The sequence below is a fragment of the Cyclobacterium sediminis genome (assembly GCF_054781075.1).
In genome coordinates this window covers 328,136-347,432 of sequence record NZ_BAAGVC010000002.1, presented here as the reverse complement: position 1 = coordinate 347,432, position 19,297 = coordinate 328,136, and the positions used below count along the sequence as shown (strand labels likewise).

15 protein-coding genes are annotated in these 19,297 nt (G+C 38.8%); 7 read left to right on the top strand and 8 right to left on the bottom strand.

Annotated elements, in window-relative coordinates:
• Nucleotides 1-116: 116 nt before the first annotated feature.
• From ACYVHJ_RS01985 to ACYVHJ_RS01970, 4 genes are read left to right on the top strand one after another with little or no spacing between them, the layout of a single operon-like run.
• A complete protein-coding gene (locus ACYVHJ_RS01985) occupies nucleotides 117-1,502 on the top strand; it encodes a BNR-4 repeat-containing protein (RefSeq protein WP_460512085.1) in 1,386 nt (461 codons plus the stop codon).
• Nucleotides 1,503-1,507: 5 nt separating this feature from the next.
• The gene (locus ACYVHJ_RS01980) at nucleotides 1,508-2,182 is read left to right on the top strand and encodes a ThuA domain-containing protein (RefSeq protein WP_460512083.1); all 675 of its coding nucleotides are present in this window, start codon (nucleotides 1,508-1,510) and stop codon (nucleotides 2,180-2,182) included.
• 27 nt (nucleotides 2,183-2,209) lie between these two features.
• Nucleotides 2,210-3,598, top strand: a complete 1,389-nt coding sequence (locus ACYVHJ_RS01975) for a neutral/alkaline non-lysosomal ceramidase N-terminal domain-containing protein (RefSeq protein WP_460512081.1) — start codon at nucleotides 2,210-2,212, stop codon at nucleotides 3,596-3,598.
• 24 nt (nucleotides 3,599-3,622) lie between these two features.
• Nucleotides 3,623-4,330: a 3-keto-disaccharide hydrolase gene (locus ACYVHJ_RS01970; protein WP_460512079.1), complete on the top strand. Its 708-nt coding sequence runs from the start codon at nucleotides 3,623-3,625 to the stop codon at nucleotides 4,328-4,330.
• 260 nt (nucleotides 4,331-4,590) lie between these two features.
• On the opposite strand, the gene ACYVHJ_RS01965 is transcribed toward ACYVHJ_RS01970, so the two are convergent.
• Nucleotides 4,591-6,774 (bottom strand): hypothetical protein, encoded by a 2,184-nt coding sequence (locus ACYVHJ_RS01965; RefSeq protein WP_460512077.1) that lies wholly within the window; start codon nucleotides 6,772-6,774, stop codon nucleotides 4,591-4,593.
• Between the two features lie 151 nt (nucleotides 6,775-6,925).
• Between ACYVHJ_RS01965 and ACYVHJ_RS01960 the strand changes: the two genes are divergently transcribed.
• Nucleotides 6,926-8,686: a GDSL-type esterase/lipase family protein gene (locus tag ACYVHJ_RS01960; RefSeq protein WP_460512075.1), complete on the top strand. Its 1,761-nt coding sequence runs from the start codon at nucleotides 6,926-6,928 to the stop codon at nucleotides 8,684-8,686.
• Between the two features lie 7 nt (nucleotides 8,687-8,693).
• On the opposite strand, the gene ACYVHJ_RS01955 is transcribed toward ACYVHJ_RS01960, so the two are convergent.
• The 4 genes from ACYVHJ_RS01955 to ACYVHJ_RS01940 all read right to left on the bottom strand — a co-directional run bounded on the left by ACYVHJ_RS01955 (nucleotide 8,694) and on the right by ACYVHJ_RS01940 (nucleotide 12,552).
• On the bottom strand, nucleotides 8,694-9,755 hold the full coding sequence (locus ACYVHJ_RS01955; RefSeq protein WP_339901630.1) for a dihydrodipicolinate synthase family protein: 1,062 nt from the start codon (nucleotides 9,753-9,755) through the stop codon (nucleotides 8,694-8,696).
• 10 nt (nucleotides 9,756-9,765) lie between these two features.
• Nucleotides 9,766-10,782: an NAD-dependent epimerase/dehydratase family protein gene (locus tag ACYVHJ_RS01950; RefSeq protein ID WP_460512072.1), complete on the bottom strand. Its 1,017-nt coding sequence runs from the start codon at nucleotides 10,780-10,782 to the stop codon at nucleotides 9,766-9,768.
• An 82-nt stretch (nucleotides 10,783-10,864) separates the two neighbouring features.
• Nucleotides 10,865-12,061 carry an NRAMP family divalent metal transporter gene (locus ACYVHJ_RS01945; protein WP_460512070.1) on the bottom strand — a complete coding sequence of 399 codons (1,197 nt, stop codon included), beginning with the start codon at nucleotides 12,059-12,061 and terminating at the stop codon, nucleotides 10,865-10,867.
• A gap of 47 nt (nucleotides 12,062-12,108) precedes the next feature.
• A complete protein-coding gene (locus ACYVHJ_RS01940; protein ID WP_460512068.1) occupies nucleotides 12,109-12,552 on the bottom strand; it encodes a hypothetical protein in 444 nt (147 codons plus the stop codon).
• Nucleotides 12,553-12,905: 353 nt separating this feature from the next.
• Here ACYVHJ_RS01940 and ACYVHJ_RS01935 point away from each other — a divergent pair, with 353 nt between their 5' ends.
• Nucleotides 12,906-13,445, top strand: coding sequence for a hypothetical protein (locus ACYVHJ_RS01935; protein WP_460512066.1), 540 nt, complete (start codon nucleotides 12,906-12,908; stop codon nucleotides 13,443-13,445).
• Nucleotides 13,446-13,559: 114 nt separating this feature from the next.
• On the opposite strand, the gene ACYVHJ_RS01930 is transcribed toward ACYVHJ_RS01935, so the two are convergent.
• Nucleotides 13,560-14,021 (bottom strand): bactofilin family protein, encoded by a 462-nt coding sequence (locus ACYVHJ_RS01930; RefSeq protein WP_460512064.1) that lies wholly within the window; start codon nucleotides 14,019-14,021, stop codon nucleotides 13,560-13,562.
• A gap of 497 nt (nucleotides 14,022-14,518) precedes the next feature.
• Here ACYVHJ_RS01930 and smc point away from each other — a divergent pair, with 497 nt between their 5' ends.
• A complete protein-coding gene (gene smc, locus ACYVHJ_RS01925; RefSeq protein WP_460512062.1) occupies nucleotides 14,519-18,079 on the top strand; it encodes a chromosome segregation protein SMC in 3,561 nt (1,186 codons plus the stop codon).
• A 107-nt stretch (nucleotides 18,080-18,186) separates the two neighbouring features.
• Here the strand turns inward: smc and ACYVHJ_RS01920 are convergent, their stop codons facing one another.
• Nucleotides 18,187-18,678, bottom strand: coding sequence for a DUF6691 family protein (locus ACYVHJ_RS01920; RefSeq protein WP_460512060.1), 492 nt, complete (start codon nucleotides 18,676-18,678; stop codon nucleotides 18,187-18,189).
• Between the two features lie 27 nt (nucleotides 18,679-18,705).
• A complete protein-coding gene (locus ACYVHJ_RS01915) occupies nucleotides 18,706-19,287 on the bottom strand; it encodes a YeeE/YedE family protein (protein ID WP_339902471.1) in 582 nt (193 codons plus the stop codon).
• Nucleotides 19,288-19,297: the final 10 nt, after the last annotated feature.

Here is a 19,297-nt window from a genome sequence, read left to right as displayed (position 1 = left end):
TAATCAACCGATAATACGACTAATCTTTAATTTTATAATTTTTATAGTGATAGAATGAATATCATGCGTTAAATTGGTTTTTAGAAAGATTTTATCCCTAATCCAATTTAATAAAAATGCTCATTCATTCTAAAAAGCTTCTCTTTACAGCATTTGTACTTCTGCTACAAATTAATCACACTTTTTCCCAGAAAACCAAAAAGAAAGACTTTGACACATACCAAGCTGTTAAAATAGCTGATGATGGAAGCTGGTGTTGGTTTCAGGATGAAAGGGCATTATTGATTGACAATAAAGTAATCTTTACCGGAGTTACATCTCAAGGGTACAATACGGTTAATGCGTGGAATTTAGATGACAATAGTTCGGCTACCACCATTATTACCGAAGGTTCTCTTCCGGCTGATGACCACAATGTGGGTTCACTTATGCTCAGACCGGATGGGAAAATTTTAACTGTCTATTCAGGGCACACCTATGACCCCTATATAAGACACAGAACCACCGTCAATCCTTATGATATCAGTGAGTGGACGGAAGAAAAAGTCTTTACTGCCAACGCAAAGGTTTGTTATTCCAATACCTATTACCTAGAAGAAGCAGACATTACCTATAATTTCTTTAGAGGAAATGGAAACAACCCCCATTATATGGTTTCCAAAGATTTCGGTGACACATGGACTTTCGGCGGTAGGCTATTTGAATTTCCCGGAAGATCTTATTTGAGGTATGCCTCAGATGGCAAAAACCGCATACACTTCATTACCACAGATGGTCACCCCAGGCATATGAACAATAACATCTATCATGGATATGTGGAGAATGGTAAGGCTTATAGATCGGATGGATCACTCGTTGGCCCCCTAAGCACTACAGAGAGCAGCAAGTTTCAACCATCAGATTTTACTTTAGTCTTCGATGGAGACCTTGAAACAAGAGAAGATGTTGGCTGGACCAGCGACATCCAACTGGATGAAAACGGTGAACCTTATTTCGTATTTACAGTGGCCAAAGATCCGGTAACAAGAGGTGAAAGGGTTAATGTTTCAAAAGGAGGATTTGACAATAGGTACCATTATGCACGCTGGGAAAATGGCCGGTGGATAGAAGATGAAATTGCCTATGCCGGGAGTCGTTTGTATCCGGATGAAAATGAATATACTGGATTGATAAGCCTTAACCCTAAAGACAAAAACATTCTTTATTTCTCTGCGGATGTTCACCCGGTATCCGGTGAACCCCTACTTGTGGATGGAGAAAGAAGGTATGAAATTTTTAGGGGGGAAAGATTGAATGAAAATAGCCCTTGGGAATTTACTCCGGTTACCTTTAATTCAAAAGAAAACAACCTCAGGCCTATCGTTTTGGCCGATGACGAGCGAGAGATTGTACTGTGGCTGACAGGAAGGTATACTACATATAAAGACTACCAGTTGAAGGTATATGGTAAAGTCATCAAGGATAAAAAAAAAAGGATAAAGAGAAAAAAAACAAAAAGATAACATTCTTGATCAGCAAGGATCCAAACAATTACGAAGCAGACCTTACCATTCCTTATTTTGCTATGAAACTGGCCAAGGAAAATGGATTTGAGACCAAAGTAATTCTAGGAGAAGGGGAAAGAAAAGCATTCAGCCTACCGGAATTAGAAAAAAATATGGATTGTGACCTTCTGGTCCTTTTCCTGCGGAGAGTGGCGCTTTCTTCTGAACAAATGCAACTGATCAAAAACCATATTGCTGATGGAAAACCTATATTAGGTATAAGAACAGCCAATCATGCCTTTTCTGTAACTGAGGAAGACATTCCTTTCGGTTATGAAGATTGGTGGGAATTTGTACCAGAAGTATTGGGACATGAAAACAAAGGCTATGGACCTGCAAAAGCAGCAACTCATGTAAAGGCAGAGAAGAAGGTCGGTAAAGGAATATTGAAAGGCATTATTCAAAGTGAATGGCAAAGCCAAGGTAATCTCTACCTTTTGGAGAATAGCCTGGATAAAAAAGCCAAAGTAATACTTAGTGGAACCTCTGATGGTAAGACCATGCCAATAGCCTATACCAGAAAATATAGGGATGTTAACGTATTCTACACCTCTTTGGGATATCCTACTGATTTTGTACACCCCAATTTTAATCAAATGCTGGTAAACGCAATACACTGGACACTCAATATAAAATAAGCCAAGTACAAACTTATACATTCAACTATGAAAAGCTTCATTTTAACCCACCAACCTATTTTATTCACCTCCTTGCTGTTTTTATTTCTAGCCCTTGGTTACCAAAGCAAGGCACAGAAAAAAACCGGCTGGAAAACGGGTACAGATAAAATCAATATCACCCCTTCCTCTTCATTATGGATGGCCGGTTATGGACATAGAGACCATACAGCAGAAGGCAAATATGGAGAACTCTGGGTAAAAGTACTGGCCATTGAAGATGCCCACGGGTACCAAACCGTAATTGTAACCTCTGACTTGCTAGGCCTCCCAAAAAACCTCTCGGACGAAATTAGAAATGCTGTTAACAAGAAATTTGGGCTTGAAAAATCACAGCTTGTTTTGAACAGCAGCCATACCCATTCCGCTCCTGTTCTTGGGAAATCCTTGTTTGACATTTACCCCATGAATGATCAGCAACGCAAAGATGTAGCGCAATACACAGATCAGCTTCAAAACGATATCGTAGCGAGTATTGGCAAGGCACTTTCCAACATGAAACCCTCCCAAATTTTTTCCAATAACGGAACGGCACGCTTTCAAGTCAATAGAAGAAACAATAAAGAGAGTGAAGTACATTTGTCAACAGACCTTAAAGGGCCAATGGACCATGCAGTCCCTGTAATTAAGGTAATGGACGACAAAGACCAAATTACTACAGTCCTGTTTGGTTACGCTTGTCATCCAACTGTTCTTAGCGGTTACCAATGGTCGGGAGATTATCCGGGGTATGCCCAGGAAGTAGTGGAAAAGAATTACCCGGGGGCCATGGCCATGTTTTTCCAAGGCGCCGGAGGAGATCAAAACCCACTACCAAGGAGAACCTTGCCTCTGGCCAAGCAATATGGGACAGTTTTGGCAGCAACAGTTGAAAGAGTGCTTTCAGAGGACATGAAGCTTTTAGAGCCTTCCCTAAAAAGTGCGTATACAGAAATAGACTTGAGTCTGGAAGCACCTCCTAGCAAGGCCGAACTTAATCAAATAATCAATGAGCAAAGCGGCTATATGAAAAGGTGGGCAATAAGAACATTAGGAGAAATAGAAGCCGGAAACCCTCTTCCTTCTTCTTACCCTTTCCCCCTACAGGTAATCAAAATAGGCAATCAAGCCCTTTTCACCATGGGTGGTGAGGTAACGGTAGGTTATGCCAATCGACTGAAAGAAAAGTATGGACCTGACATTTTTGTAATGACTTATACCAATGATGTCATGAGCTATATCCCTACTGAAATCATCCTTAAAGAAGGGGGATATGAAGGCCATACTGCACAAATGGTATATGGGCTACCAAGCAAATGGAAGCCGGGCTTAGAAGATCAAATCCTTTCAGCCTTTGATAAGTTAGCAGCAAAATTAGCCATTCAACCAATAAAATAAATCGAACCTTTTCCAGTAGACCCCATGAGAAAAATAAATCAGAAAATTATCGCTGTAATAGTCACATTTCTTATAAGTAGCTCCCTTTCATTGGACTCATTTTCCCAATCCAACGCCTATGAAGTTTTGTTTGATGGAAAATCCTTGGATAAATGGTGTCCCAAAAATGCACCTAACTCAGCCATAAAAGGATGGAAAATTGAAGACGGAATGCTTTTTATGGATGGTGAAGGTGGTGGAGATATTATCACCAAGGAAAAATACAGTGACTTTGAACTGGTTTTTGAATTTAACCTTACAGAAAATGCCAATAGTGGTATAAAATATTTTGTAGATACCATTTACAATGAAAAAACCGGAAATATGATGGTTAATGGACCTGAATATCAAATTATAGATGATTACAATTACAAAGGAGTGAAAGACGACCCTAATGGAACCACTTCAACAGGAGCTGCTTACCTTTTCTATCCACCAAAAAACAAAGAATTAAAACCCCATGGCTCATGGAACCAGGGCAAGATTGTAGCCAAAGGAAAAAAGGTAAGTCATTATTTAAATGGGAAAAAATTAGTGAGTTACACCCGAGGGAATAAAGATTTTCTAAAGAAAAAATCAGAAAACAAATTTAAAGATGACAAAAATTATGGGGAGCTAAAAGAAGGACATATCTTGATAACAGACCATGGTGATAAAGTCTTTTTTCGTAACATTAAAATCAAAAAGTTATAGTGAAGAAGGGTCCTTGCTAAAGGGTTTCTGAAACAATTAATTTACCAATTGCTGATGAAATACAGAAACGTATTTCATCAGCAATTGGCATTTTAATGCAATTCCTTCCTAAAAAAATAACGGCTTATTACTTATAGGTCATGACAGGAGATCAACCAAAGGCTTGCTTTAATAACCATCCATATATTGTTCCTCCACCATTTTTATTGCGCTTTTTACTTTCGCCTACGCTGTGATAGGCCTTTCTTTCCCTCAAAGGTTTATTTATACTCTTCCAACATCAAGGAAGATTTTTGGTCAAAGTTATCAGCGATTTTAGACTTCTTGGTCAAATCCCAATAACTCTGGTCTTGCAACACCAATACTTGTGTGGCAACAATCCAGCTTTGCGTCCAACCCGTAAGGGTTCCCCACGCGCCCCAACCTGCATCGGCATTTGAGGCCCAATACTCCCATCTTTCATAATCAAAAGCCCTAAACCAAGCCCCATCAAGATCTTTGAGCGTTTGACTTTTCACTTGAATCCTTGTTAAGAAGTCGGATAATTTCTCCAATGCCTCGAAGTAAGCAGGATTCCCAGTAGCATGGGCTGCTTCATTCAGGCTAAAGAAAGCAAAATTGCTGGTATACAACATATCGGCTATAGGATCTCCATTTTCAAATATCAATGGTGCTTCGTGCAAGCCATATTCTTGGTTTGAGGCTGTCCGTCCATATTTACCTTTATCTGCTCCCCCCAATTCCTCCATGATGGCCCCACTCTCCACCTGATTCTCCAAAAGCTTACTTACAATTCTGTCTAACCACTCGCGGTGTTCAGGGGTATCTTCCACTTTTACCAACCAGGCCAAAGGTAAAATCATTCTAGCCCTTTCCTGTTGGATGCCATTGGTCCAATGCCAGTCCTCAGGATATTTATCCATCATTATTTCTATAGCTTTTTTAGACTTGGCAAGTAAAGGCTCATATCCTGTCTTGTCATAAAGCCACAAATAAATCGCCCACATCCAAGATTCAAAATGAGGGGCAGGATTAATCGTCTCTTGGTTCCAATAATGTTTCCAGCCCAATCGCTGCAGGTTGGTGTTGTTTAAACGACTACCTCTAAATCCATTTTTTCCGGTAGTTCTAAAATTCGCCAATATGCCCGCAATCATTTCATCATTCCAATCCTCATTTTGCATATGGGCCATTGCGCCTATCACGCCAAGGATGGCCCTGGCATTGTCATCACCATAGTATACAAAAGGATGGGTATTAGACCAGCCTATCAACCCATAGGCTGCAGAATCCGGATCGCTCCGAGGGCCTGATGTAAGGTTTTCTCTGTACAAGAATTCAATTAAATTTTCTGCCGGTATATTGTAGGCTGGATCGTCTAGTAAACTGGCTGCAGCAGCAAGTGCATAGGCACCCTCCCCTTGTACATCCGCCCTTATCCAATAGCGATATTGCTGTGTGCCATCGTAAAAGATGTTGGAAGAATGCCCCTCCAATAATCCCTCTGTCCCATCTCCTGACTGAAAATCTTCAGGAACCGGAGGACCAATAGGATTTGTACCATCACCTTGGTATTTTAACCAGTAATCTTTCCAATTTTCGGCGATGTAAAACTTTCCTTTTTCAAACCAATCCACCCCTTTTTTAACTGAATTAATTTTATCCTTGCGGGTTATATTTTCGGAGGCACCAAAAGAAGGTTCTACTATCCGCGGCCAAGCATCAAAACTAAATTGCTTATCTTGAGGCGTAATTTCATTTATTATATGTGACCACAATGCCTGCCAATGTGCTTCCGGCCCAAATCTGCCTTTAGCAAAATCAGATAATTTACTTAGGGCAATAAAGCCCTGGTCTTTTTTAAATAATAAGGGGTAAGCCGGAACCCCTTCCAACCCATAGACTGCACTGTCAAGGCCTGCCACCTTAGCCACTACCATCAAAGGATTCCTTACCTCTGAAGCAATAACATGGCAATCATTGATGCCCAATATTTTCATGGGATAAAGGCTGTCGCCAAATTGATCTGAAACCACAACCGCCCTTTCCAGCCTGGTCTTCAACACTTCTCCGTTACTTTCCAGACCTTCAAAATCCTCAGGGTACTCCAGATAATATTTAATATTTTTTTCTTCTACCGCTGAAAAAAACGTATCTGGGATAGCTACCCTGTTCTTGGGGTATTCAGTAGACAATACCAATAAGGTTTCACCGCTGCTCATCTCCTCAATGGCCGGCATTATATCGTTATGAAACTCTAAGTCATACCCCTCACCGTCCAACCATTGAAATAGATCCGTGTTTTGGGATCCTACGATGTGAATTTTTTCTTTTGAGCTTGAGTTGCAAGAGGTGATAAGGATTGATAAAACTATAAAAAGCCAGCGTCTATACATAAAATAATTATTTTCCACATAAAACCGCAATATAGAAGAAATACTCATTAATTAGCAAGCTTAACCTGAAATTAGACACAATTAAAAACGGTGTTATTTTCTTATCCGCAACAAATAAATGACCTCGGAAAAATAGGGTGTTCAGCCAATTATTCATAATGAAATTCTTATCTTTAAACCTACTCATATTATTTAAAAAATGCGGATCAATTACCACGGTTTTCTTCTGTTCTCCTTCTTTTATTTAGCCTTATTTCCGGCTCAAGCTGAAAATAACAACGACTCCACCTCATCAAAAAATGGTCCTATAGCGACACTGGAAATTCGTACGATAGAAACCAAGGGAAAGCACTTATTGCATATTTCCCAAGAAATAGATCAAGATTTGTTATCCATTAATCCCGATGTAGTTTTTATTATGGCAGGGAAAAATGACATGACTCAGTTTCATACCCCAAAAGCTGAGCACAGTTTTAAATCTAGCTATCAGAAAATTATTTCAGGGTTAAAACAAAACGGTATAGAAACGGTTCTATTCAACCTTCCCTCCTTAAGTACGGACAATAATGGTTTTAATTTGCCTGATTTCAGGGCTTCACAGCAATTTCAATTAAACAAGGCGAATGCTATTATCCAAAGCCTTGCTAAAGCAAACGAAATCAAATGGATTGATATAAAATCAGCCTATGCTAAAAATAATAGCACACCTGGCTCAAAGTTTAATTCAGATAAAGCCATAAGTCCCAAAATTGCCAACCGAATTGCTGCCTTGCAGGCCTATCAATACCTAGAAAACAATAAGAAGCTGAATAAAAAATTAACTGTATTATTTTTGAGCGATGCTACTACGGAAAGTAAGGTTTCGCGCGAGAAGGAAAAGGTTGAAAGCATTCAATACCACTTTGAAAAATTGGTGAATTGGCAAAAAATTGCCCCCTATTTTACAGTCCCTGATAAATATAAGGAAGAAAGAGGAACATTTAAGGATCCATTTATTTTTGACGATCAATCAAAGGTTACTTCCTTGGAAGACTGGAAGAAACGAAGACAAGAAATCCTTAATGCTTGGCATGCTTATATGGGAGAATGGCCTGAATTAATTGAAAACCCAAATTATGAGGTGCTATCTTCTATTAACAAAGCGGATTATATTCAAAAAAAGATTCGTTTCGAGTGGGTACCGGGTCAAATGACCCAAGGATACCTATTGGTTCCTTATCAAGCCAATAATCTACCGGCAGTAGTAACTGTATATTATGAACCGGAAACAGCGATAGGAGAAGGCAAAGAAGAGAGAGATTTCGCCTTACAATTAGCCAAACGTGGTTTTGTGACCCTATCAATCGGCACCACCGAAACTACTGAGAACAAGACTTACGCTCTTTATCATCCACATATAGACAGTGCTACTGTAGAACCGCTTTCATTATTGGCGTATGCAGCAGCGAATGCCTGGCATTTACTTGCCGGATTACCGGAAGTAAATAAGGAGAAAATTGGGATAATGGGACATAGCTATGGAGGAAAATGGGCCATGCTTGCTTCTTGTTTATTCGAGAAATTTGCAGCAGCAGCATGGTCAGATCCCGGAATTGTTTTCGATCAAAAAAGACCAAATATCAATTACTGGGAACCTTGGTACTTGGGCTACCACCCTAGACCTAGAAGAGAGAGAGGTGTTCCTAATGCAGCAAACCCTGCAAGAGGCACCTACCTTCAACTCTTGAAAGACAACAGAGATCTTCACGAACTTCATGTATTAATGGCTCCCCGCCCTTTTTTAGTTTCCGGAGGAGAAGAGGACGGGGAGCATCGATGGGTTCCATTGAACCATAGCATCCAAGCAAATAAATTGTATGGTTACAATGACCGAGTAGGGATGAGTAATCGGCCGGAGCACTCCCCAAATCCGAAATCCAATGCAATCATATACAATTTCTTTGACTATTTCTTAAAATAAGAAAATCCTAAGAAAGGAAACTTTGAAGATTTTCTTTTACAAAAGCGTCATCATTCAGCCAAGGATAAGCTTCATATACTCGGTCAATTTCTTCTGATTGACCGGGAGAAAGAACTTCATTGGGATTGAGGCACCAAGTTCCCTGAAGTAAGCCCTGTCGTCTTAGTACTTCATGAATACCAGGGATACATCCTTTGAATTGATTTTTTGGATCAAAAATAACGGCATTGGAATCGGTTATTTGCACGCCCAACTCAAGCAATTCCGGCATGGCTGCAGGGTTATTGTCCCGACATTCTTTTACCTTTTCTAAAAGTTCAACAGCTTTAGTGGTCCACACTGCCCAATGGCCAAGTAACCCACCAACCACTCTTTTCGTGATTTTTTCTCCATTGACCATGAAGGTAAATGGCGTAAGTAGGTCTGCCACGATATTGTCATCATTTCCGGTATACAAGGCAATTTCTTTATGGCGACTGGAAGAACAAACAGCCCTAACCACATCCAATGACTGGTACCTGTTAAAAGGTGCCATTTTAATGGCCTGAACATTTGGGATATCAGCAAAATCCTTCCAGAAATCATAGCTCAAAAGTCGGCCTCCGGCTGAAGGCTGAAGATAAAAACCAAAAATAGGCATCACCTCAGCTACTTTTTCTGCTCTTTTTATCAAATCCTTTTCTGACCAATCTCCCAATCCCCCTGCGCTCAGCAAACCTAGGTCATATCCTAAGTCCTTTGCCAAAGAAGCCTCGGCTACTGCCTGTTTGGTATCACCTACAATTCCTGCCACCATTGCAAAAGGTCTGGTAATGGCTGCTGCTTTGACTTCTTCCATGGCCATTCTTAAGACCGGCTCAAAAAGTCCATATTTCTTTTCCCTGATTTCAAATTGGGTACTGTGTACACCCACTGCCATTCCTCCGGCCCCGGAAGCGATATAATAGCGAGACAATGCACGTTGGTATTTCTCGTCAAGTTCTCTATCTGCATTTAAAGCCAATGGATGGGCAGGTATCACGGTCCCATCATGTAATAATTGCCTGATTGCGGGATTAATATTACTCATTATTTAATAATTAAAATTTTCCTTCTCTTTCCTGAAAGTGGGTTGGTTTATTTAATGTGGCACCATCTTGCTGAATCCATTGTGCAGTCATCTCAATCATTGTCAACAAAGAAACAGAAGGGTAGCCAAATAGTTGGTGACAGAGAGAGGCATTGTTCAATAAAACTTTGGGCTCCGGCTCATTCTCAAAGACGGGCTTTTTGTCCAATAACTTACCAAATTTCTCCGCAACTTGACGGATACTAATTGTCTCTGGACCGGTGACATTGAGTATTTTAGGGGGGCTGCTGGTATGCAACAATGAACGGATGGCAATTTCATTCGCATCTCCTTGCCAGATTACATTCATATGCCCACTCCTTAAATTGATAGGTTTTTCTGTATTTACCATCTTACCTATTTCCAAGAGGTTTCCATAACGCAGATCAATGGCATAATTGAGTCTATACATCAACATGGGGATGTTGTATTGATGACTGAAGTATTCAAATACACGCTCTCTTCCTAAGCAGGATTGTGCATATTCGCCAATTGGTTCCGGTGGAGTATCTTCCAAAGCACCACCGGATGCATGGTGTACAAATGGATAGATGTTTCCACTAGAAAACACGATGATTTTTGATTTTTTATACTTGGTAGCAACCCTTCCCGGTAAGTAGGCATTCATGGCCCAAGTGGAGTGCTCCTGACCTGTAGTACCAAACTTTTTACCTGCCATATAGATAACATTCTCAACGTCAGGTAAAGCTTGTAATGCTTCGTCATCTAATAAATCAGCAGCTATACAGGTCACCCCATGATTTTCAAGATCAATTCTTAGGCTGTCATCAGAAAACCTAGAAACACCTATTACTTTTTTTTCTATTCCGGCTTCTTTTACGGCTCTGCTGGCAAGTTTCGCCAAGCTAGGCCCCATTTTACCGGCAACGCCTAAAATAATGATATCACCTTTTATTTCTTTGATGTCCTTGACCAAGCCAGCAGTGGGCTTGCAAAGAATTTCCTCTAATTCTTCAATAGATTTCATGGATTCAATAGTAAATTTTAGTGGTTTGATCATTCCCTTAAACCGGTTCGCCTAAAGAAAAAACCATATATTAAGTTATTTTTTATGCATTAAACAAAGAATAAGCATTGCTTAATGCCAAAGTAAACAGCACCAATAAGCCAATTACACCAATAATATTGGTGAACTTATTATTCTTTAGGGAGCCCATAATGTTGGTATCGTTACCAATTAAAAAGAGTCCTAAGCCTATAAAAGGAACTGCGAATATGGTAATTCCCTGAGCAAATACTATCAGCTCAAGAGGTAACCTTCCAAATACTAGTGCTATGGATGCCCCAATTATTATAATCAGTGTGATTAAAATTTTTACTGGTGTACCATTTAAATTCCTTCCCAAAGACAAAGCGTCTGAAAGCAATGTTCCGCCTATACTTGCATTTCCCAAAAGAGAGGAAAAGGAAGCCCCAAACAAACCGATCATGAAAACCATAAAGGAAAACTTTCCATATACAGGCTCTAATGCCATTCCAATATCTCCAGCAGAGGTGACGGTAATCCCCTTAGGGTACAAGATAGTGGCCGCACTAACCATAATCATCGAAGAGATAAGCCCTAAAATAACTATTCCGGTATAACTTTCTCTTAAGGCATCCGTCGATTCACTCTTTGCCCAGCCTTTTTCCTGCACCAGATAAGATTGGTAAAAAGCTCCTGCAATAGAAAAGCTTGAAGCAACCAAAGCAATTACCAAGATAAAAGAACCTTTTGGAATACTCGGATTCAGCCCCGCTAATACCTCAGACCATACGGGTGGTGCAATGATCAGGGTGAAAAGGAATGAAATTAACATTATCCCTACCATGATCATCATTACCTTCTCTAAAATCTTATAAAAGGATTTAAAAAACATCAACGAAATAGCCATCAATGAGATCAACACAATCCACAAACTATTGGTTTGCCCAAGTGACTCTGACAGCGCCAGTCCTGCACCAACCGTATTCCCTGCTTGGAAGGCAGCGGTAACAAAGAAAATGCTTATTCCGGCAATTAAAGCAGCAGCATTTCCCCATTTTTTTCTAAACAAAGTGATGAGGGATTGATCAGAGGCCAAACCTATCCTTGCTCCCATACCTGTAAAAGTCAACATTAAGAGAGCAGCCACTAGGATTACCCAAAGTAAATTGTAGCCATAGACTGCACCCAATTTAGAAGTAATGGTAAGGCTACCGGGACCAAAAACCAAAGCGGCTGTAATTAATCCTGGCCCTAGAGATTTAAACCAACGATGGATCATATGTGTAATTTATGCAAAATTTAAATGTGAATTTATTGTGGTTAAAATTAAAAATGCTTTCGGTTAAATACCTCTGACAATATCACTGCATCTTTTAAAGTCTCAGGGTTTTTCAAAATTTTAGCATACTTGTTACCTACGGTATATTCTCCAGCTACATCTACCACTTCACCCAAAATCTTTTTATTGTCATCTATATCCACCTGATCATCAAGCTTCACCAAGGGCTGTTTAATACTTTGGTAGGCACTTGTATGTGTTTTTTCTCTCGGCTTGTAATCCTCTTCTTCAGCAGGAAATTCCTCTTGTTTTACCTCCGGGAACTCACGATCACCATGCTTATCATCCCATTCGTTTTTACTCTCTTCAGGGACTGTCTCTGTTTGATCTTTTCGAATTTCACGCAACAACTCCTCAAAGGAAGGTCCTTGGTTGGGAGCTTGCTCATTCCCTTCCTTTTCAGCATACTCCTCATCAGGTTTCTTTTTCACAAAAGAAGTGTAAATAAAATAGATAATTACTGCTATTAAATATAATACCGTGCTACCGTCCATAAACCTCCGTAGTGACTTGAAATTAAAATTACAAAAATAATCCGGTATCAGGCTATTTTTTTGACGGGTATCAAATAAAAAGGTTCAATGGTTTTCTGAAAAATGAAGCTAAATAAATTCGTCTTATGCCACTCAAAATATTAAATTAAATGAGCTTTATTATACCATAATATGACCTTAGTCAACTAATGTTAAATTTTAAATATTTCTTCTTTTATTTAAAAAAAATTAATTATATTATAATAATATTTAAATACAGATTATAGTTGTCATAAAACCTGAACCCTGCCATGAAAACTGCACCGCTAACACCCTTTCAATTAGAAAAAGAAATCGCTTGCCCTAACTTATTGGTCAAAACACGTTACGGAAATGTTAATTTAAAGTCATTAATTAAAGACCAAAGAATTATTATTTATACCAATCCATTTGAATTAATTCCAAAAACAGGTGATGATCGGCATAAACTAGTAACAGCATTAGCAAAATTAAAGGAGCTCAACTATCACCTCATTGGGTTCAATATAGATTCATTCGAGAAACACTTGTATGCCATCAACTGGCTTAATTCAAACCTTGAGGACTATATGGTTTTCCCCATTTTTTATCAACCCATGAATGATTTGAAAAGAGATTTGGAACAAAAGCTGTCTATGAAAATTAATATTGATAATCCAATTTATTTTATCAATCAGAAAGGGAACACTCAATACATTGTAAATGGAGATATTCCAAAATATAAAGACATGAGTAATATTGTAAGCTTGGCTTCCAAAATGGTTTTAACGAATCAAAATTTTGACAAAGAATTGTCGGCCGTTGATAATTAAAATTAAACAAGTTGGTCCATTCCTTAAAGGTAGAAAATACCTTCCGTTGGCAATGGACTTCAGTAGCTTGGTGTGATGTGATTAAGTCTGAGGGCTGATTTAATAGCTTGCCTCTTAACTTACAGAGGCAATGGCAGTATCCACTTCTTGATCCTTAGTTAATACCTTGCTTTTTTGGGAATGATCTAATAAAGAACCGGGCTTGACAGACAACTGTAAATTCCCTCCTGCGACCTGCTTACTAAATTTTTGTATGCCGGCTTCCATTTTTGCGCCTATTTCCACTTGAATATTGTCCGTGTAAGCCATTCCTTGGAAAAATGCGTTCTTCCCTATGGTTAGCCTATTTGAAGCGACAACCTTTCCTTTCACTTCTCCAAGCAATACTACATCCGCTGCCTCAATATCCCCCAACACTTTCCCACTCTCTCCTATAATAATTTTCTTTTTAGCACTAATATCCCCTCGAATTTCTCCTTCTATTCTAATATCATTTATGGAAGTAATATCTCCTTCCAAGTGAAAATCACTTGAAAAAAAGGATACAATGTCTGAAGGACTGAGATTGGTTTTCATGGTATGGGTGGGCTAACTTTATACCGATTATTAATACACAATATTCCTAAATAATAGGTGAATGTAAATAAAATAAAATTTGGCGAATTATCACAATATCGCAAATAAAAGGTTTATTTAGCAATTATAACAAAAAATTAAATTTAAATCATGCTATTATTATATACTTTTCCTAGTTAAACAAATTCATCAATAATCAGCCTTTCTTATTTCACAAAACACTTCAAATTCTTATGGTAAATTTTCAAATAAAAATTATTTTAATTGGCTAAAAATAGGCTTCCTTTAATCACTAAACCTTCCAATTTTTCTACCCTCAGGCAAAATGAAATTAAAAAAAGTCACAATTCCTTTTAAAAAGCGTTTATTGATGGATTTTCTAGTAGGCTTTTTGGATCAGAAATTTTTCCCCCAATAAAAACTATTGAAAGCTCAACTTACACACATTTGTAAATTGAATGGTTTAGGTTAAATTTGTTTAGGATTAAATTCAATACATGCAACTCTCCAAATTAGAAATCAGAGGCTTTAAAAGTTTTGGTGATAAAGTAATGATCCACTTTGACAAGGGAATCACTGGGATAGTAGGCCCTAATGGTTGTGGCAAGTCAAATGTGGTTGATGCAATCCGGTGGGTTTTAGGGGAGCAAAAAACCAGGATGCTTCGTTCCGACAAAATGGAGAATGTAATCTTCAATGGAACAAAAAACAGGAAACAGCTCAATATGGCGGAGGTATCCCTCACCTTCGAAAACACCAAAAATTTATTACCAACAGAATACACCCACGTCACCATCACAAGAAGGTATTACCGCTCAGGAGAAAGTGAATACCTGTTAAACGGCATCACCTGCCGATTAAAAGACATTACGAATCTTTTCATGGATACGGGAATTAACTCCAATAGCTATGCTATCATAGAGTTAAAAATGATCGATGAATTACTGAATGACAAAAACAACTCAAGAAGAGATTTATTCGAGGAAGCTGCAGGTATTTCAAAATTCAAAACCCGGAAAAAAGAAACCCTAAAGAAGTTAGGAGATACGGATGCAGATCTGGACAGGGTGGAAGACCTGCTCTTTGAAATAGAAAAGAACTTAAAATCTTTAGAAAAACAAGCCCGACAGGCTACAAGGTATTTTGAAATAAAAAAAGGGTACAAATCTGCCAGCATTGCCCTTGCCAAAAAAGGAGTAATTCATCAACGAGATGTATTAATAAATCTCAACCAAAAACTAGAACATGAAAATGATCAAAAAGTACAGTTAAATGCTGAACTAGCAAATAAGGATGCCTTCTTGGAAAACCTTAAAGCTGAAATGATCCATAAGGAGAAACTACTGGGTAGTAGGCAAAAAACCTTAAATGAACATGTTCATAAAATCCGGCAGTTTGAGAGTGACAAAAAAATAAAAAATGAAAGGCTTCGCTTTCTTCAAGACAAGTCTCACCAGCTGAGAGCGCAGATTGAGCAAGATAAAAAAAGCAATGAAAGGGCCGGTTTTAGCATCAAATCACTGGAACAGGAACATCGGATTTCCGAAAAACTTACCCAAGAGAAAGAACAGACTGTAGAAGAACTAAAAGCTGTTTACGAGGAAAAAAAGGCCCAACACAATGTCTCCCTCGAAAAACAAAAAGTCATGCAAAGTACATTCTCTCGAAAACGAGATGAATTGTACCAATTATCAAAAAGTCAAGAGATCAAGCAAATCCAACTCACAACCATCAAACAGGAGTTAGAAAAAACCGCAACAGATGACAACAGCCAGATAGAAAATTTGGCTGGTTTTGAAGAAAAACTACAGTTAATAAAAGGTCTATTAGACGAGGAAAATGCAGCTTTTGAAAAATTAAAAAAAGAGGAAGCTGCGCACCTGGCCAAGCAAGAAGAGACCTCCCGAATGCAGGAATTGATTCGAGAGGAACTTACCCAAATCAACCGAAAACTTGATGCCAAAAGCAATGAGTACCAGCTGACAAAATCCTTGGTGGACAACCTTGAAGGATTCCCGGAGGCGATAAAATTCCTAAGAAAAAACAGTCAATGGGGCAAAAACATGCCTTTGTTGTCTGACATAATCACTACAGATGAAAGGTATCGGGTAACCATAGAAAATTTCTTGGAAAACTACATGAATTATTATGTAGTGGACAATGATGCAGAGGCGATTGCTGCGGTGAAACTTTTAAGTGATTCGGGCAAAGGGAAGGCGCATTTTTTTGTATTGGAAAGATTTGAAAAATTTAGGTCCAGTCAAAACAAGCTATTTCCCGATGCAGTAGCTGCTACTGAAATAATAGAATATGATTCCAAGTATGCACCTCTAGTTGCCTATCTATTAGATGATGTCTACATCTTTTCCGGAGACATCCACCAAATACCAAAATCCCAAGAGGGAATTTTCATTACTGAGAGCGGAAAATTTATCGACAGAGAATTTACCATTTCCGGGGGCTCTGTAGGTCTGTTTGAAGGTAAAAGGATAGGTAGGGCAAAAAATCTGGAAAAACTAGACAAAGAAATAAAAGTACTCCAGAAAAAAATAAATGAAACCAGGGCCAACCTCGATAAAAAAACAGCTGAGCTATCTAAATTAAAAGCCGTTAACTTCAAGCAAACGCTTGAAGAAAAACAGCTTAAGGTCAATGAATTGAACCAAGACTTTGTTTCAATTAAAACGAAGAAAGAGCAATTGGCAGAGATGCTAAGCACCAATGCCAATAAAAAAGAAGACATTGAGGATAAAATTTTCACCCTCACTGAGGAATTAGAAAATATCGGTCCTCAATTAAAGGAAGAAAAAGAAGCCTTTGATCAACTGGAAGAAGAAATTAACGACATCAATGCTGAATTGCAGGAAGACGCGGAAGAACTTTCCCACCGCTCCTCGCAATACAATGAAGAAAACATCCTCTACCATCAACTTTTAAATAAACTTCAGAGCATTGAACAAGAAATAAGTTTCAAAAAGAGCACCTACGAAAGCAGTAAGGAGAGGATTGAAAAGGCCCAGGCTGATATGGGGCAGACGGAGCAGGAAATCATGTCCTTGATTGACAATAATGAGGTAAAGGATGATGAGCTTATCGAACTGTATGCGGAAAAAGACAGTATAGAATCCGGGGTAAATGATGCTGAAAAAGATTATTATGCTGCAAGGGGAGAAATTGATGAAGTAGAAAAAGCCATCAGAGAAATTCAAAGAAAAAAAGAGCAATCTGATGCCCTTTTGATGGACCTGAAGCAAACGACCAATGAGATTAATTTAAAGCTAAGTGGAATTAAGGAAAGGTTAAGTGTAGAATTTGAGTTGGATTTGGATGAGATAATGGCTGAAAACCCTGATTTGGACGATGAACATGCTTCAAAGTCTGAAGAAGAATTAAGAGAGGAAGTCCAAAAAGCCAAATCAAAATTAGAAAAAATGGGGCCAATTAACCCCATGGCAATGGAAGCTTATGACGAAATTAAAGAACGACATACCTTCATTACGGCTCAAAAGGAAGACCTTATTCAAGCCAAGGATTCCTTAATGTCGACCATCAAAGAGATTGATCAAGTGGCCAGGGAGACTTTTATAGATGCTTTTGAAAAAATAAAGATAAATTTCGTGAAAGTTTTCCGCTCATTATTTACCGAAGAGGACGATTGTGACTTAAAGCTAACCAACCCGGAAATGCCTTTAGAGAGTAGCATTGAAATAATTGCAAAACCTAAAGGAAAGCGCCCTTTGACAATCAATCAACTCTCAGGGGGTGAAAAAACCTTAACAGCAACTTCATTGCTGTTTTCCATTTACCTGCTAAAGCCTGCTCCTTTTTGTATTTTCGATGAAGTGGATGCCCCTTTGGATGATGCCAACATTGATAAATTTAACCAGATCATTCAGAAATTTTCGAATGAATCTCAATTTATCATTGTCACCCATAACAAACGAACCATGGCAAGCACTGATATCATTTATGGTATCACCATGATAGAGGCAGGAGTATCCAGAGTGGTGCCGGTAGATTTAAGAGAATTGGTAGATGAAGAGGCTTCTCAAGGATAGGCCTACCCTATAAGCCCATTATTTCAACTGTGCGACGAAGGCATTTGAGAAAGGGAGCAACAGGTGTTCCCATGAAAGGAAATACCTATTGATCCGCATATTCCCATTTATTTGGGGAGACTAGCAGCAAACCTACCATATACCCAAGTACCTGCTACTGCACTTACCAGGGAGACGAAAACTACCGTAAAACCTGTCCCAATCTGGGCAAACAAGGGTCCCGGGCAAGCACCCGTAATGGCCCAGCCTAATCCAAAGATAAAACCTCCGTATATTTGACCTCTATTGAACTTCTTATCTTTAATTTGGATAGGTTCCCCATTGATGGTTTTAATCGAAAATCTTTTGATTATTTGGATGGAGAGCATGCCAACAAGAATTGCTGAACCGATTACCCCATACATATAAAAGGATTGAAATCGAAACATCTCCTGAATCCTAAACCATGAGATAATCTCTGCCTTTACGAAAATAATCCCGAAAAAAAGCCCCACAAAAAGGTATTTTAATAAAGCCAAGCCTGATTCCCCTTGCTTAACTTTGTCCTTTGAGCCATTGTTTTTTTCAATCTCTCTTTGATCAATTTCTTTTATTAACATGTCAATAAATTTATATTCTTATTTGAATTAAAAGCCTACCCAAGTCATAATGAAAGGCAGTAATAAATGAGTCATTACCAGCCCGCCAATCATAAAAAACACGGTAGCCACTACAGAAGGCCATTGAAGGTTGCTTATGCCCATTATGGCATGCCCTGAAGTACATCCTCCAGCATACCTTGTACCAAAACCAACCAAAAAGCCACCTACAACCATGAAAAAGAAACCCTTTAAGGTAAGGAGATGCTCCCAGCTAAATATTTCTGCAGGCAAAAGGCTGTTAAAATCAGTCAATCCCAATGCCCTCAAATCTCTTTGAGTGCTTTCAGCTATGACAATTGTTTCCGGGTTTGACAAAAATAAGGCAGCCACTACACCTCCTAAAAACACTCCTGTCACAAACATCAAATTCCAGATTTCCTCTTTCCAATTGTATTGAAAAAAGGGGATTTTTGCCGGCACACAAACTGCACAAACATGTCTTAGGGAAGAGGAAATACCAAAAGATCGGTTCCCTAATAGTAAGAGTATCGGTACAGTAAGACCTATCATAGGTCCTGCTATATACCAAGGCCAGGGTTGACTGACCCAATTCAAGAAATCATTCATTATAATAAAT